Annotated in this window: 10 protein-coding genes and 4 pseudogenes; 6 read left to right on the top strand and 8 right to left on the bottom strand. The window is 56.6% G+C overall.

The features are described 5' to 3' along the window. Positions 1 to 8: 8 nt before the first annotated feature. The 4 genes and pseudogenes from DBIPINDM_RS22850 to DBIPINDM_RS22835 all read left to right on the top strand — a co-directional run. Positions 9 to 308, top strand: a pseudogene (locus DBIPINDM_RS22850) (transposase); the annotation flags it as partial. Positions 309 to 494: 186 nt separating this feature from the next. Further along, positions 495 to 680, top strand: coding sequence for a hypothetical protein (locus DBIPINDM_RS22845; RefSeq protein WP_258581351.1), 186 nt, complete (start codon positions 495 to 497; stop codon positions 678 to 680). Then, positions 677 to 1,774 (top strand): annotated as a pseudogene (locus tag DBIPINDM_RS22840) (recombinase family protein); the annotation flags it as partial. The gene DBIPINDM_RS22845 and the pseudogene DBIPINDM_RS22840, both read left to right, overlap by 4 nt. Before the next feature lie 562 nt (positions 1,775 to 2,336). Then, positions 2,337 to 2,471 (top strand): annotated as a pseudogene (locus DBIPINDM_RS22835) (IS5/IS1182 family transposase); the annotation flags it as partial. A gap of 305 nt (positions 2,472 to 2,776) precedes the next feature. Here DBIPINDM_RS22835 and DBIPINDM_RS22830 read toward each other — a convergent pair. The 5 genes from DBIPINDM_RS22830 to DBIPINDM_RS22810 all read right to left on the bottom strand — a co-directional run bounded on the left by DBIPINDM_RS22830 (position 2,777) and on the right by DBIPINDM_RS22810 (position 8,809). Next, a complete protein-coding gene (locus tag DBIPINDM_RS22830) occupies positions 2,777 to 3,853 on the bottom strand; it encodes an ornithine cyclodeaminase (RefSeq protein ID WP_258581350.1) in 1,077 nt (358 codons plus the stop codon). Positions 3,854 to 4,115: 262 nt separating this feature from the next. After that, a complete protein-coding gene (gfa, locus tag DBIPINDM_RS22825; protein WP_258581349.1) occupies positions 4,116 to 4,688 on the bottom strand; it encodes an S-(hydroxymethyl)glutathione synthase in 573 nt (190 codons plus the stop codon). Positions 4,689 to 4,734: 46 nt separating this feature from the next. Continuing rightward, entirely contained in the window at positions 4,735 to 5,847 is a 1,113-nt protein-coding gene (locus DBIPINDM_RS22820) for an S-(hydroxymethyl)glutathione dehydrogenase/class III alcohol dehydrogenase (RefSeq protein WP_258581348.1), read from the bottom strand. Positions 5,848 to 5,919: 72 nt separating this feature from the next. Continuing rightward, on the bottom strand, positions 5,920 to 7,344 hold the full coding sequence (locus DBIPINDM_RS22815; protein ID WP_258581347.1) for an aspartate ammonia-lyase: 1,425 nt from the start codon (positions 7,342 to 7,344) through the stop codon (positions 5,920 to 5,922). 298 nt (positions 7,345 to 7,642) lie between these two features. Continuing rightward, on the bottom strand, positions 7,643 to 8,809 hold the full coding sequence (locus DBIPINDM_RS22810) for an aminotransferase class V-fold PLP-dependent enzyme (RefSeq protein WP_258581346.1): 1,167 nt from the start codon (positions 8,807 to 8,809) through the stop codon (positions 7,643 to 7,645). 782 nt (positions 8,810 to 9,591) lie between these two features. On the opposite strand from DBIPINDM_RS22810, the gene DBIPINDM_RS22805 reads away from it, so the two are divergent. Both DBIPINDM_RS22805 and DBIPINDM_RS22800 read left to right on the top strand, forming a co-directional pair. After that, positions 9,592 to 10,389 carry an IclR family transcriptional regulator gene (locus tag DBIPINDM_RS22805; protein ID WP_258581344.1) on the top strand — a complete coding sequence of 266 codons (798 nt, stop codon included), beginning with the start codon at positions 9,592 to 9,594 and terminating at the stop codon, positions 10,387 to 10,389. Positions 10,390 to 10,436: 47 nt separating this feature from the next. Then, a pseudogene (locus DBIPINDM_RS22800) lies at positions 10,437 to 10,630 on the top strand (transposase); the annotation flags it as partial. A 165-nt stretch (positions 10,631 to 10,795) separates the two neighbouring features. On the opposite strand, the gene DBIPINDM_RS22795 reads toward DBIPINDM_RS22800, so the two are convergent. The 3 genes from DBIPINDM_RS22795 to DBIPINDM_RS22785 all read right to left on the bottom strand — a co-directional run bounded on the left by DBIPINDM_RS22795 (position 10,796) and on the right by DBIPINDM_RS22785 (position 15,083). Further along, positions 10,796 to 12,169, bottom strand: a complete 1,374-nt coding sequence (locus DBIPINDM_RS22795; RefSeq protein ID WP_258581343.1) for an amidohydrolase family protein — start codon at positions 12,167 to 12,169, stop codon at positions 10,796 to 10,798. Between the two features lie 103 nt (positions 12,170 to 12,272). Then, positions 12,273 to 13,760, bottom strand: a complete 1,488-nt coding sequence (locus DBIPINDM_RS22790) for a M20/M25/M40 family metallo-hydrolase (protein ID WP_258581342.1) — start codon at positions 13,758 to 13,760, stop codon at positions 12,273 to 12,275. A gap of 240 nt (positions 13,761 to 14,000) precedes the next feature. Beyond that, positions 14,001 to 15,083, bottom strand: coding sequence for an asparaginase (locus DBIPINDM_RS22785; RefSeq protein WP_258581341.1), 1,083 nt, complete (start codon positions 15,081 to 15,083; stop codon positions 14,001 to 14,003). Between the last annotated feature and the right edge of the window lie 347 nt (positions 15,084 to 15,430).

Below are 15,430 nucleotides of genomic sequence, written 5' to 3'. Positions count from 1 at the left end.
TCTGCCCCGGTTACGCCGGCAAGAAGATCGTCGGCCGCAAGCGACACATTGCCGTCGATACGGATGGACGGCTGTTGATGGTCAACCTCACCACCGCCGATATCTCCGACAGTGCCGGTGCTCAGGCGATCCTGGATGGTATCCGCAAGCGCTGGCCTTGGGTCAAGCATCTGTTCGCCGACGGCGCCTATGACCGGCTGAAGCTCATGGACAAAGCCACCTATCTCGACTTCGTGGTCGAGATCATCCGTCGATCCGACGACCAGAAGGGCTTCGAAGTCTTGCCCCGCCGCTGGGTCGTGAACCGCTGTACAATGTTGCCAAGTTTGCCTTTGAGTTGTCGGTGCGCATCGAGCGTCCAAGCCGTAAGCGGCAGCTTGTTGAGGCTCGTTGTGGTCGGAATGCGAGTCGATTTGTCGCGGGCGAATCAGAGCCACCACAGGATTTAATGCGCCATCGACGGCCCAGCTGCGAGCTGGCCGATGGAGGCGCACATGGTCCGACGCATGGATCGCCCTGTGCTGCGCGTGCACGTGTCGTTCGAAGCGACAAGAACCGGCCCCCAACATCTGCTCGAGGCCTATTCCCGTCTTGTGCCGACGATACGGCGCACGAGCCAGCGGCCGGACCGCTCATCGAAGGTGAAGGAAGTGATGGCGAGATCGGGAGGTGAGCAATGACTGAGACGCGATGCGTGCTCTATGCACGGGTATCCAGCGAGGCCCAGACGCGCGACAACACGATTGCCAGTCAGGTCATTGCGTTGCAGGAACGCATTGCCGCCGATGGCTTCATGCTTGAGCCAGGTCACAGCTATCTGGATGACGGCTACAGTGGTTCGATCCTGCTTCGCCCCGCGCTGGAGCGGCTGAGGGATGCGGTTGCCAGTGGCCACGTCGAGCGTCTCTACGTCCATGCTCCCGATCGGCTCGCCCGCCGCTACGCCCATCAGGCGCTGCTGATCGACGAGTTCCGTCGTGCCGGTGTGGAGATCGTCTTCCTGAACCGCCCCATTGGTGGCACGGCCGAGGATGATCTGCTGCTCCAGGTTCAGGGCGTGATCGCCGAATATGAGCGCGCCAAGATCCTCGAGCGGAGCCGTCGCGGTCGTCGTCATGCGGCCCGTTCCGGCTCCATCAGCGCTCTGACTGGTGCGCCCTTCGGCTACCGCTATGTGAGCCGGGGCCAAGGTGGCGGCGTGGCACGCTTCGAGGTGGTGGAGGCGGAGGCGCACATTGTTCGTCTGATCTTCGCATGGGTCGGCCTCGATCGCATGAGCCTGCGGGAGGTGTGCCGGCGGCTCAAGCAGATCGGCTGCCAGACGCGGGCAGGAGTCATGCATTGGCACGCCTCCACGATCCGCGGCATGCTTGCCAATCCCGCCTATGTCGGACGCGCCGCTTTCGGGCGCGCCCGCTATTTGCCACCACAACCGCGGCTGCGGCCGATCCGCGGCCATCCGCAGCCCTCGCCGCGCGCCACTTGCCGCGTTCCCGTTCCGCCTGAAGAGTGGATCGATATCCCCGTTCCCCCACTCGTTGATCGCACCGTGTTCGAGGCGGCCCGTGCACAGCTTGAGGAGAACCGGAAGCGCAAGCGCCAACGCACTCCCGGCGCGGACTGGCTGCTGCAGGGCCTCACGGTCTGCCGGCGTTGCGGCTACGCCTATTATGGCAAGCGTGCGCCTCGTTCCCGCAAGTACGACCCGACGAACACGCTGCGCTATTATCGCTGTATCGGTGCGGATGGCTACCGCTTCAGCGGCCACTCCGTATGCGACAACCCGGCGGTGCGCGGCGATCACCTGGAAGAAGCGGTGTGGGATAAGGTGAAAGGGCTCCTGGAGGATCCACGTCGCGTGGCCGACGAATACCGCCGCCGCCTCCTCCAAGCCCGCGACGAAATCCGCGAGCCGGATGAGATCGTCCGCCTCGAACGACAGATGACCACCTTGCGTCGCGGCATCGGCCGGCTGATCGACAGCTATGCGGAGGGCGTCATCGACAAGGCGGAATTCGAACCGCGTATCGCTGGCCTGAAACTACGCCTCTCCCAGCTTCAGGAGCGGCACCGGGCGGCGGTCGAAGTGGCCGAGAACGAACGCGACCTCTCACTCCTCATCAGCCGTCTGGAAGACTTCGCCGCCAAGGTGACAGCAGGGCTCGCCGCCCTTGATCGAACCGGCATGCGCCAGATCATCCGCTCCGTGGTTCGCCGGGTCGAAATCGACGACGCGCACATCGAGATCATCTTCCGGGTTCCCCCGCTCGATGGCCCAGCCCGCCCAAAATCACCAAGCAAAATGACCAGTTCCACGCAACATTGTACAGACGTTCGTCGAGCGGACCTTCGGCCGGATGACCCGATGGCGCCGCCTCGTGCGCGACTACGAGCAGCGCATCGACGTCTCTCACGCCATGATCCTTGTCGCAATGGGCGGCAATCTCATCCGCCGAAACGCGCATCCGTGATTTTCAAAACGGACTCTAAGCCTGTCGCCCAGACCGAAGCAAAGAGTCTAGATCTTCTCGATGCCGACTTCGATCAGATCAAGAGCCGCGCTGATCCCTTGAATCGCCGACAGGTTGAAGTTGCCGAATTCGAAGCGGCCGGCAGTTCAGCTGTACCAAAATGGCTAATTAACTACAGCGCGTCAGGCGCAACAAACAACTCTCGCATAGTTTGTATTATGAACTTCCACTCAGCTTAGCCGCTAGCGATCAGATATGCGGCCTACTTATCTCCACAGACTTGGGCCTTGCACGAGACAGTCTGGTTATGACAGTACTCCAGCCTTGACCGATACAGGAGCCGCGTTCGCGGCGCGCAGGATCATCCCGAAGAGATCGCGCGGCTCGTCGGGATCGGCGAGCAGATCGAGTTCCTCGTAAAGGCCGGTTTCTTCAAGACGATCGCGGACATATCGAAGCGCGGAGAAGTCTTCGATTGCGAAGCCGACGGAATCGAACAGCGTGATCTGGCGTTCATCGGAGCGACCGGCCGCCTTGCCCACGATGACCTGCCAGAGCTCGATAACGGGGTGGTCCGGTTTGAGTTGCTGGATCTCCCCTTCTACGCGGGTCTGGGGCGGATATTCCACGAAGATGTCGGAGCGCAGCAGAATGTCGCGGTGGAGCTCCGTCTTCCCAGGGCAGTCTCCGCCAACTGCGTTGATGTGAATGCCGGCACCAACCATGTTGTCGCTCAGGATCGTCGCATTTTGTTTGTCGGCCGTGACGGTAGTGACGATCTCGGCCCCTTCCACAGCTTCCTGCGAGGAAGAGCAACTCTCGATGTCGAAGCCCATTCCAGCGAGATTCCTCTGGCAGCGGGCCGTGGCGGACGGATCAAGGTCGTAGAGGCGAAGTTTGTCGACGCCGAGGATCGCCTTGAAGGCGATCGCCTGAAACTCCGACTGGGCGCCATTGCCAATCATGGCCATGGTGCGCGCGCCTTTGGGTGCAAGATATTTTGCGGCGACGGCAGACATGGCCGCAGTCCTGAGTGCCGTAAGGATCGTCATTTCGGTCAACAGCATCGGATAGCCGTTGCCAACGTCAGCGAGCACACCAAACGCGGTCACCGTCTGGCGACCCGATCGCGTGTTCTTCGGATGGCCATTGACGTATTTGAAGCCATAGGTCTCACCATCGCTGGTCGGCATCAACTCGATAACACCGTCAGCGCTATGAGAGGCAACACGCGGCGTCTTGTCGAAGCACTCCCAGCGCTGGAAATCGTCTTCGATGTAGGCGGCAAGCTCGATGAGGAAGCGTTCCACTCCGGTCGCCAGCACCAGCTTCATCATATGATCGACGCTGACGAAGGGGACGACATTTAGTCTTTCATGCATGTTTTTGATAGCTCCTTGTGCAACGGTCGATGTTGCGGGCCCATGGGCCCGCAACATCGACCATGAGGACGGCGGTGCGACGGCTCTCGTCGAGGGAGAGGTTAAACTCGCCTAGATCAAGGCTGCCGTAGGTCCAGGTTTGTGCAGCATCTCAAGAGTTCCACTGGTTACCGGAAGGAGGCACTTGGGACGGTGGTGTCGGCCGCCTGAGCGATTGCAGGGTCCAGTGAACTGGTCTGGCAAAAGTGGCTGCCGTCGGTGCTTATCTGCGCAGAACGCCGTTATTCTTTGCGGTCCATGTAGCGAGGTAGTCCATGAGCGCCGGCGAAAGGCAATCATAAGGCTCGAGGCCGACTTCCTTCAACTTGTTGCGGATGCCGCCCATCTCCAAGGGATCGACACCGCCTTCGATCACCGAAGACACGAAAGCGGCAAAGCCAGGCTCAGGCCAATTGCCGTTGTCGAACAGTTCTGGGTGGATGAAGGACAAGCCCTTGAAAGCATGGTCGCGTTCCACCGGGCCGTGCATATGCGTGCCGCATTCCTTGCATGCGTGGCGCTGGATGAGGGCAGAAGAATCGACGACAGTGAGCTTGTCGCCGTTTTCGACGACCGAAACGCTTTCGCTCGGTGCCACGGCCACGACGGAGAACGCCGCGCCATCTGGCTTCCAGCACTTTGTGCAGCCGCAAGCATGGTTGTGGGCGATCCCGGTCGAGACCTTCATCTTAACAGGTCGGTCGGTGCATTTGCAGGCAAGAATGCCGCCTGCATGGTTGCCGTCACCCGTGTGAAGCCCGTTCTGGATCAAAGGATGAAGAAGTCGTACGCTCATGGTTTCCTCCTGGGTTTTCCCGCGACATACGGGTTCTTATCAGTGATCAATAGACGATCACCGAACGGATCGACTTGCCTTCGTGCATCAGATCGAATGCCGTGTTGATCTCATCAAGCGGCATCTTGTGCGTGATCAGGTCATCGATGTTGATCTTGCCTTCCATGTACCAGTCCACGATCCTCGGTACATCCGTACGCCCACGGGCGCCGCCGAAGGCCGTACCTTTCCAGACGCGACCGGTAACAAGTTGGAACGGACGGGTGGAGATTTCCTTGCCGGCTTCCGCCACGCCGATGATGATGGATTCTCCCCATCCGCGATGGCAGCATTCGAGTGCCTGGCGCATCACGTTGACGTTGCCAGTTGCGTCGAAAGAATAATCCGCGCCGCCGTCGGTCAGGTCCTGGATAGCCTGGACAACCTTTTCGTTGCCGATTTCTTTGGGATTAATGAAATCGGTCAGGCCGAACTTGCGTGCCATTTCGGCCTTGGCAGGGTTAATATCGACTCCGATGATCTTGTCAGCGCCGACCATGCGCGCGCCCTGAATGACGTTGAGGCCAATCCCGCCGAGACCGAAGACAACAACGTTCGAACCAGGGCGAACCTTTGCGGTGTAGATCACCGCGCCGATCCCCGTTGTGACGCCGCAGCCGATGTAGCAAATCTTGTCGAAAGGCGCGTCTTCGCGAACCTTGGCAAGTGCGATTTCCGGCAGGACGGTGAAGTTGGAGAAGGTCGAGCATCCCATGTAGTGGAAGATCTCGCCACTATCGCAGGAAAAGCGTGTCGTTTTATCGGGCATAACCCCAAGCCCTTGCGTGGCCCGGATTGACGTGCAGAGGTTGGAACGCTGCGAGAGGCAAGTTTTGCACTGGCGGCATTCCGGAGTGTAGAGAGGAATGACGTGATCGCCCGGCCTCAGGGCCGTGACGCCAGAACCCGCTTCACGAACGATGCCCGCACCCTCATGACCGAGGATCGCCGGGAACTTGCCCTCGGAATCGAGACCCGAAAGGGTGTAGGCATCGGTGTGGCAGACGCCTGTCGCCATGACCTCTACCAGCACTTCGCCGGCCTTCGGGCCGCCTATTTCAACGGTTTCGATGGATAGGGGTTTATTTGCCTCCCAGGCGACCGCAGCTATGCTTTTCAAGTTGGCTCCTTCTTGATGTGAGTTGGGCGGCTGCTTCACTGCCGCGCAAACAGGTAGATCTTCAGCCCGATGTCACGATGCCAATCGTGATCGCGTTGGACGGATAAAAAGGTGTGGATCGGCGGTTTGCGCAATTAGATCCTCCGAAAGGTCCGGCTGTTCGGCCAAGACTTCGCGGATGGTTTTGCCGGAGGCCAAGACGTCCTTCGCAAGCTCCGCTGCCCGCTCGTAGCCGATCGTCGGCGTCAGTGCTGTTGCGACCGCGGTACTCGCTTCAAGATGTTTGCGGCAAGTCTCTGCATTGGCAGTAATACCCACGACGCATTTCGTGCGCAGCACGTCGACGGCATTGGTCAGAAGCTCCAGCGAGTGCAGTATGTTGTACGCGATAACCGGCTCCATCACGTTCAACTGCAGCTGCCCTGCTTCGGAGGCAAGAGTGATCGTGAGATCGTAACCAATGATCTGAAAGGCAACCTGGTTGACCACCTCCGGCACCACTGGATTGACCTTTCCCGGCATAATCGAGGAGCCGGGCTGAAGTGCTGGCAAATTGATTTCGTTCAGGCCGCCACGAGGGCCGCTGGACAGCAGCCGCAGATCGTTGCAGATCTTCGAGAGTTTCGTGGCCGTCCGCTTTAGCATTCCCGAGAAGAGCACGAAGGCGCCGGTATCCCAGCAGGCTTCGATCAGATTTCCGGCGGAGACGACGGGCAGGCCGGATATCGCGCGCAACTCCGCGACAGCTGCCGCCTGATAGTCGGGGTTCGTATTGATGCCCGTGCCAATAGCCGTACCGCCGAGGTTGATTTCATGGAAGAAGGCGGCAATCTCACCTATACGGGCGACATCTTCCCGCAGCGTCGTCGCGAAAGCCAGAAACTCCTGGCCCAGCGTCATCGGCACAGCGTCCTGCAACTGCGTTCGGCCAAGCTTGATCACGTCCGAAAAATTTTCGGCCTTGGCCTCCAACTCGTCCGCGAGCTGCTCCAAAGCTCGCTGCAACGCCCCGCGTGAAAGTAGGATCGCGAGGCGGATCGCCGTCGGATAAACGTCGTTTGTCGACTGAGCGAAGTTCACGTCGTTGTTGGGGTGTAGCTTGTCGTATTTCCCCCGTGGCTGGCCCATGATTTCCAAGCCGCGGTTAGCGATAACCTCGTTGATGTTCATGTTGGTCGAGGTGCCGGCGCCGCCTTGAAACACATCGAGCGGGAATTCGCCAAGGTGCCTGCCCGCCGCGATCTCCTCGCAAACTTGGCAGATGACATGGGCTTTTTGTTCGTCGAGATCGCCGAGCGCGGCGTTGGCGCGTGCCGCTGCCATTTTCACGCAGGCAAGCGCCTTGATGAAGTTCGGAAAATGGCTGATCCTTATTCCCGAAATTGGGAAGTTGGCGATACCCCGCGCCGTCTGAGGACCGTAATAGGCATCGACCGGGATGCTCACAGGGCCAAGCGGGTCTTTCTCAATTCGCTCGATTTGTGGAGCGTTCGTCACGATAAATACCTCGCGTGATTTGCGGAAACCGGCACTTTTACAAAGCGCTGGTCGTTCAGTGGGCGATCGGCCTTAAGGAGTTTGCAGGCTCGGTTGCGGTCCGGCGCTGAAAGAAGATGTTCATGTGGTTAAGCATCGGACCGGCAGATGAGGCGGCGACGCAAAGGGCAATCATGCTGTTGCGGACAGAATTGCATGCGGATTAGGAATACGGCTGGTTACGATCATGACTGTGGCCCTGGTTCACGTCCTATCATTGTCGGAGCCGTGCAACGATTGCCGCGTGGCCCGCAAGGAATCAGGCGGCCTTTGAGGAGCGGCCAGTCGTATTGCCGCGTTCCTTGATGACATCCAGGACGCGATCGATATCGGAACCAGTGTTGAACATGGCAAGCGAGATGCGAACGCCATCGCGCTCGGGCGAGACGCGCACATCCTTGGAGGCGAAATAGTCGATCCATTCATCGGCTGGCAGCGCGGCCACGTAGATATGCGGTGCACGGTTGGAGCGGTCGCGGGGGCCAACCAGCTTGATGTTGAGCGCATCAAGCCCCGCTATGAGCCTATCGCCCAAATCAAAGCAATGGGCCTCAATCTTGTCGATGCCGATTTCGTTGATCAGATCGAGAGCCGCGCCGAGCCCATGAATTGCCGGCAGGTTGAAGTTGCCAAGTTCGAAGCGGCCAGCCGTGGCAGCCGGTGCCATGTCGTCAGGGCGGGCGATGAAGTCCGCAGGCGGATTTTCAAGGCTGATAGCCGCCAGATACGCTGGCTCCAATTCCGTGCGGGTGCGATCCCAATAGAGCAGGCCCAAGCCTTGGGGGACCAGGAGTCCCTTGTGCGTACCGGAGCCGATAAAGGTGGCGCCGACTTTCTTTGCATCGATTGGCACGACGCCGACCGCCTGCATGATATCAAGGACAAAGTAGAGGTTCTTTTCCTTGCATAGCGCGCCTACGCTTTCGATATCGAAGCGATGGCCTGCGTGGAAGGCCACATGCGATATCGAGATTGCTTTGGTATTGGCGTCGAGGTGCGGGCGGAAGCTATCGGCATTGACGATTTCCGTCATGGGAATGAAGCGGACCTGGACGCCCTTCTTCTTCAGGTTCAGAAATGCGTAGGTGTTGTTGGGATGGTCGCCGTGGATCATGAGAACATTGTCGCCCGCCTTCAGCGGAAGAGCGTTCGCGGCAATGTTCATCGCTTCGGACGTATTTTTCGTGAATGCGATTTCTTCGGTGGCCGCGTTCAATAAAGCCGCGACCTTGCCCCGAGTTTCCTCCATGCGGTCAATCCACACGGATTTCGGACCAGCTGTCTCGTAGCTTTCCTTTATGAATGCTTCAAAGGCCTGCTTGACGGGCGTTGACATCGGCGTCTGGAAGCCGGAGTCGAGGTAGGTCATTTTCTCGACGATAGGAAATAGCTTCCTCACCGCCTCAACGTCGTAATGCTGCATCATCTATCTCTCCGATTCGGCTCGCCGCGGGGTGAGCCACGTCCTTCCCGTCCCGACATACAGGCGTATTCGGCACACCCTGTTTTTTTGCGCCGCACAGTGTTCGCCTGCGAGCAGCAGTGACTAAAAGCATATGTAAAAAGAACCGTCGGTCCACCAATATATCTTTTATCGGGCTTTTTTATTCCAAAAAATGATAAGTTATGCAATCTCGCCTGTTCGAAGGCGCACTCTGGTTGTGCTTCTAACTCGCAGGTCAAGATGCCGTAGCGAAGAGCGCACCAGCACGTTATGGCGAGCGCATGCGTTGCGGCCAGCATGTAAAACACAGCATTGAGGGTTGCGCCGTCCGCGCCCCGTAGGTCAATGGAAAGGGATTGATGGAGTGCAAAGTCTCTAACCGGCTTTCACCGGCACAAGCCGAAAGGGCGTTTTGCGCTCAAGGCGTTCTCGCGGGCGACCGGGTGGCGGGCAAAAAAACGAGCGTTGGCGTCGAGCAAAACCCGCTGGCCTGTGGCTTTAAAAGGGCAAAGCGTACGCCGTAGTACGATCCAGTTCCCCAACAGAGGCATCTACTATTCAATTCAACTGAACTGATCGCCAAGACAATCGGCAATCTACCCACCTGCGGCGAAATTCGCGCATCAGGCGGGATTGACGGCTCGATAGCGGATGCGTTTCAGGTTCCTGTCAGACATTCTCAAATCTGAGGATCGCTGCTATAATCAAATTTCGGGAATTCTCTTCTCATATTTTGGACCCTCTCACCCCAACACGAGTCATTAATGAGTTTAAACGTCAATTCGGATGGTCCATTGGATCGCGCTTTTGCAATCCTTGATTTTGTGGCCACTCAACTCAAAGCGGTTACTGCGGCGGACATTGCCAAGAATCTCGACCTGCCCTTGCCAACAGCCCACAGATTGATCAGCAACCTCGAGTCCCGCGGACTGCTCCAGCGCGCGGCGGGCACAAAACGATTCGTTGTCGGCAATAACCTAGTCGTGCTTGCCGGTAAGACGATTGGCTCAGCCTTTCGAACGGCACGACGCCACGCAGTTCTTCAGAATGTCTCAGCAGAAATCGGCGAGCAATGCGAGATTGGTATCGTGCGGAACAATGCTGTGGTCTATGTCGACAGCGTACGAGTTAAGCCCCCCCAAGGGCTACAATTTGATCCTGGGCATAGTGCGCCCCTCTATTGTACGTCCACGGGCAAAATTTACATGAGCATGCTTCCTATGAAGCCGCGTGAAAAGCTGGTTCGGTGTCTGAAGATGGAGCAGCATACCGACAGGACGATAACCGATCCTGATTCCCTTCTCGCTGTTCTAGAGGAAACTCGCAGGGAGGGGTGGGCTCGGACCAACGAAGAGTTCGTCAAAGGTGTGGTTGGATGCGCTGTTCCAATTCTCGCCCCGGGGGGAACTTTGATTGCTTGTCTTGGTGTGTCCGTTCCAGTTGCCCGCGTCACCTTTGAAGAGCTTCAAAGCTTCCGTGAGCCCTTGGGCCGAGCAGCGAAGTTGCTATCTGAGACGATACTGCAGAGTAGCAGCGACTTTTCCGAAGAAGACATCGGCTAAGGCGACAAGCTGCAACCCGTGTCCATCACATTAGCTTTCGGAGGTGTTTGCCCTGGTGCGATGCAGCGGCACCTCGCCGAAATCAAATCAGTCAGGCCGTCGATGACAGCGCGCATGCCGTCCTTATCCTAACTCAAGTGCCGGGCAACATCGCCCTGCTGTTCCTGCCACCGCGCTCACCGGAACTGAACCCCGTGGAGAACGTTTGGCAGTTCACATGCGCGACAACTGGCTCACGAACCACCTGCGTATTGCTCTAACGATCCGCACACTTCAGACATTCGCGCACCACCGGTAATGCCCTGCTTCTGATTGATCTAGTCTCGAAATACCGCAAGAAGGCCGGCAGTGTTCGTAGCTGGCTCTCCTGCCAACTATTAAGGGCCAGCGAAATACCCAGGCTGCGCTAATCCAGTTTATATAGCGACCTGTTATTTTTATACAGGATCATTTTGGCGGCCTCAATTGCCTCCTCAAACCCAAGGCTTCCTCCAACGACATGTTCGGTGAGCGCCTTTGCGAGGTATCGCTTACCCCAGCGGCCGCTTAACCAGTACAGCTCAGGAATATGAAATGCGTCACTTGCGTATAATATCTTTGATAAAGGAACGACTTCCATCACTTGCATGTATCGCTGAAACAGACTCTGATGCACGAACGGCGTCATGATCGATAGTTCAAAGTAGCAGTTAGGATACAGATGGCTGAGCCATGCGGCTTTTCCGACTGAGGGATAACCTGCATGTAGCGGGATGATTTTGGGCATCCGCATTACGTTATCACGGTCAAATCGACAAACTTCCTCAAGGTAAAAGGGATCCTGGTTGCGAAGTATTACAGACGGGGCTTCCCCGTCACCCGTATGGATCTGCATCGGGATGTCACGCTTGAGGCATTCTTCGAGAGCAAGGGTGAAATTGTAACGGCGGAGATCCTTCGAGAGATTGTACTCGGACTGGCGGTCCATGCTCGGAATCTTGTGGAACGATTCCCTTAGAGCCTGCCATGACGCTTGGGCAGGCCCCCTTTCATATAGAGGTTCGATAAGTCCGATGTACGGAAGAAGATAGGACTTCATCCCATAGGATTTCTTTCCGTAATTCCCATTACCGTCTAGCAGGTTCAGTAGCCGCGCCATATATCGCTGCTCGTACTCATCGAATGTGATATCGAGAGGAAAAAGCTCCTTTTGGATCATCTCTATTCGAGCAAGCCGGTTCGTACGGCAGGGCAGTATGCCTTCTTCATAGCGTTCGATCTCTGCTGCGCCGCAACCTTCCGCGTAGCCCGTGTCCACCATGACGTTTTCGTAGTTCACGTCTCGCAGAAGGCTGCTGACATAGGCCCAGTAGTTTTTACCACGCTCGTTCCTGGCTTCAATGACCGCTTCCAGCTTCGGCTCACAGCCCAAGAATTGCGCAAGCTCCTTCACGAGAAATTTCACAAAGATGCTTTGAGCGATGTCGCCAATAACGCCGTCTACCTTGTTCTGAATACCGAATTGCTTGTTGAGATCATGCCGTGTAGGTTCATTGCCTTTTAGCCATAGATCGTAAATGCCAGCAGGAAAATATGCCGGAAGTGTGTCCATAGCGGCCAAGGACATTCGTTCCAAGAACCGCTGCGGGGTCGTGAACGCATCTCGATCGGTGACGATGTGGCAATGGGTATCATCGATAGGAAGATCGTTAACCGCCTCGAAAATAGACAAGAACTCTGGATGCTGTTTCGACAGAAACAGCGGAAGATGGTGAAAATGAATTGAGGCTTTGCGTTCCATGTTCTTGTCACCCGGAGAAACTATTGAGGTTGCGACCTAGCGCCGTTCGTGCCTTCTTGGGAATATCCACGTCCACAGACTCATCAATCGTTTCACTGGCCCGTCACGCCTGATCCGTCCCCGTAATATTCCCATCCAATAGTGATGGCTGGCCGGTGGTACTCCGAGATAACTCAGCGAGGATCCGGATCCACGAGCGAATTCCCTTGTGGAAGCTGGACTGATCGTACTTTTCGTTCGGGCTGTGGTGCCGATTATCAGATCGGGCGAAGCCGATGGGCAGAGAATCCAGGCCCAGCCGACTCTTGACCACTCCAACAACTGGAATTGATCCGCCACTTCCAATCAGTACAGGTTCACAGTTCCATTCCTGTTTGAGAGCAGCACGGGCACGGGCAAGATATTCGCTTCTCGACGAGATAACGGATGCAGAGCTGCCACCGAAACTGGTAAATTTCACTTTGCAGTCGGCAGGCGTTCTGGCACGAATGTGATCACGAAACTTCGACTGCATCCGTTCCGGACATTGACCGGAGACCAACCTGAAGGAGATCTTCGCAAGAGCTGTGGACGGAATGATGGTTTTGAAACCATCTCCGTAATGCCCGCCCGCAATTCCGTTAATTTCGCAGGAAGGCCGCGTCCAAATCTGCTCTAACACAGAATAAGCTGTATCGCCGGCAGATTGGGAGAGCCCGGCATTCCGCAGAAATGCATCCGTATCGAAATCAAGTTTTAATATGGCTTCTCTCGTTTCTTCGTCTAGCTCCTGTATATTGTCGTAGAACCCATCGATTGTTACTTCACCATTCGCGCCTCTCAGGCTGGCGATAAGCTCGGCGAGAACTTGGATTGGGTTGCGTGCAGCGTTGCCGTACGCACCTGAATGCAAGTCACGGCTAGCACAGCTTATTTCGATCTCTTCTTCCAAAATGCCTCGAAACATTATGGTGATTGCGGGGACCTTATCTCTCCAAAGATAGGTATCGCATAGCAGCATCACGTCAGCGGTCAGTTCCTCGCCGGCCTCGTCCAAGAATGTCTCCATACTTGGACTGCCGCTTTCTTCCTCTCCTTCGAAGAACATGGACACATTTATCGGTAGATGTCCTGTCACCGCCTTCCACGAGCGGCACGCTTCAATGAAGGTTAGAAGCTGCCCTTTATCGTCCGATGCACCACGAGCAACGATATGGGTTTCGCCATCGGGCTGCTCCTTGAGGCTCGGCTCAAACGGATCGGAATCCCACGCCTCGAGAGGCTCCACCGGTTGAACGTCGTAGTGCCCGTAGAACAAGACGTGTGGGCCGTTCGCTTCCTTGTTGTGCGCAACCACTATCGGATTTCCGATAGTGGATCTAACGGACGCCGCAAAGCCTATGCCTGACAGCTCATCTGCAATCCAGGAAGCGGCCTGGCGACACTGTGGTGCGTACGATGCGTCGCATGAAATAGAAGGTATTCGTAGGAATTGGAAAAGCCGATCAAGGCTAGCGTTCAGATTGGCGTCCGCGTGTCCTAAGACCTTTTCGACAAGTTCCTGGGGCACTCCGTGGCTAACCCCCACGTCTGGGTTTTCCTCCAATGACATATTATCTTCCTTTCATGGGTGGAAGGCTTGAGCGTGACGATGCCTGCCATATCTTTTTGGTTACTTCGAAGTGCAATCAGTTACATCCGCTGCCGATGTAGAGTTGAACCGCTTCGGATCACCCAGCTCGATGGCGAGATGGTGCGCTGCGGAATGGCCAATGCCGCAGTGCCTTTGACCTCAAGATGGTTGACCTCCCAAGTGATATCGCCTCGAGCCTGGAGGGTGACGAGTGTCAGATCAGTGGCTGTCAAACAATTCCTGGATTTTCGTTGGATCACAGGTTTGGGTAAGCGCCAGCATCAGCAGGATGCGAGCTTTTTGTGGATTGAGCGAGTCAGCGGTGACGAAGCCCAGTGCGTCATCATCAAGCTCGTCGTTTCGCGCGACAATGCCGGAGTTGGCGCGCGAGGAGCGGACAAACACCAATCCCCTCTTCACAGCTTCGCTAGCTGCAGGCCGGATCACCTTCGGAAGATTGCCGTTGCCGGTGCCGGCCCAAACGACACCTCTGTAGCCGGATGCCGCGACGGCTTCGAGTATATCAGGCGTCACGCCGACGTAACTGTACAGGATTGCAACACGAGGTAAGCTTTCAGCATTGGCGTCGAACTCGCTCGCTATTGTGTGCCTGCGTTTCGGCGAACGATAAAAATGCGGTTTTCCATTCCTGACGTAGCCAAGGGGGCCAAAATCCGGCGCCTTGAACGCGTCCAAATTGAAAGTGGTCTTTGTGACATCACGCGCTGAATGAATTTCAGCGTTCAGGGTCACCAGCACACCCTTTCCCTTCGCCTCGGGGTCAATAGCGATGGCGACAGCATTGTAAAGATTCGCGGGGCCGTCCGCGCCCAGCGAATAGGGGCGGCGCATGGCTCCCACCACAATGACCGGCTTGTCACTTTTGACGACAAGATTTAGCAAGTATGCTGTTTCTTCCAATGTGTCCGTGCCATGCGTAACGACCACGCCTTGGACGTCATCTTCCGCCAGGGCCTCATTAATGCGGCGTGCCAGTTCCAGCCAATTCTCGATAGAGATGTCGGGACTTGATACCTGAGTGATCTGCTCCACCGAGATGTTGGCAATATCCCTGAGCTGCGGCACGGCACCAACCAAAGCGTCGCCAAGCAAGGTCGGATCCTTTGGCGATGTCTGTGCTATTGAGCCCCCGGTGGCAAGAACAAGGATTTTTCCAGCGTATGACTCCATTTTGTTCTCCCTTGGGAATTTGCGCTGAGCTTGAATATCTAGCTTCTTATGTTCGAGCCTGCGGTCAGGCGGCCGAAAACCGGAAGGGTAGCGCCTGACTGCGATGTTCATGATTTTCCGGCGTATTCTTGGTGAAGGCAATCTCCTCCGGCGCGGCATTGAATAGCTGCGCGACTTTCGGGCGGGTCGCTTCTACGTACTCAAGCCACACAGTCTTCGGTCCAGCTGCCTGATAGCTCTCGTACAGAAAGGCTTCGAACGCCTCTCCTTCATCAGCCGCGACAGGGGTGCCTGGAGCCGAGATCGAACTAGATAATCGGACTGGCTACCGGGGACTCGCGGCGGATGTTGGAGACATCGAAGTTACCTGACACGCGTCCTCCGTATGAAATTTGCAATTATGTCATCATTCACGGGCGGCTTACTGAGGTCCACAAAAAATTCAAATTATGACTTTA

Source organism: Mesorhizobium sp. AR02 (genome assembly GCF_024746835.1).
Taxonomy (GTDB): Bacteria; Pseudomonadota; Alphaproteobacteria; order Rhizobiales; family Rhizobiaceae; genus Mesorhizobium.
This window is presented reverse-complemented; position numbering and strand designations above follow the sequence as displayed.

What these genes read in the sequence shown, in the direction of transcription:
- gfa (WP_258581349.1), bottom strand. Translation starts at nt 4,688, where the DNA reads ATGAGCGTACGACTTCTTCATCCTTTGATCCAGAACGGGCTTCACACG.
- DBIPINDM_RS22810 (WP_258581346.1), bottom strand. Translation starts at nt 8,809, where the DNA reads ATGATGCAGCATTACGACGTTGAGGCGGTGAGGAAGCTATTTCCTATC.
- DBIPINDM_RS22790 (WP_258581342.1), bottom strand. Translation starts at nt 13,760, where the DNA reads ATGTCATTGGAGGAAAACCCAGACGTGGGGGTTAGCCACGGAGTGCCC.
- DBIPINDM_RS22830 (WP_258581350.1), bottom strand. Translation starts at nt 3,853, where the DNA reads ATGCATGAAAGACTAAATGTCGTCCCCTTCGTCAGCGTCGATCATATG.
- DBIPINDM_RS22795 (WP_258581343.1), bottom strand. Translation starts at nt 12,169, where the DNA reads ATGGAACGCAAAGCCTCAATTCATTTTCACCATCTTCCGCTGTTTCTG.
- DBIPINDM_RS22845 (WP_258581351.1), top strand. Translation starts at nt 495, where the DNA reads ATGGTCCGACGCATGGATCGCCCTGTGCTGCGCGTGCACGTGTCGTTC.
- DBIPINDM_RS22785 (WP_258581341.1), bottom strand. Translation starts at nt 15,083, where the DNA reads ATGAACATCGCAGTCAGGCGCTACCCTTCCGGTTTTCGGCCGCCTGAC.
- DBIPINDM_RS22805 (WP_258581344.1), top strand. Translation starts at nt 9,592, where the DNA reads ATGAGTTTAAACGTCAATTCGGATGGTCCATTGGATCGCGCTTTTGCA.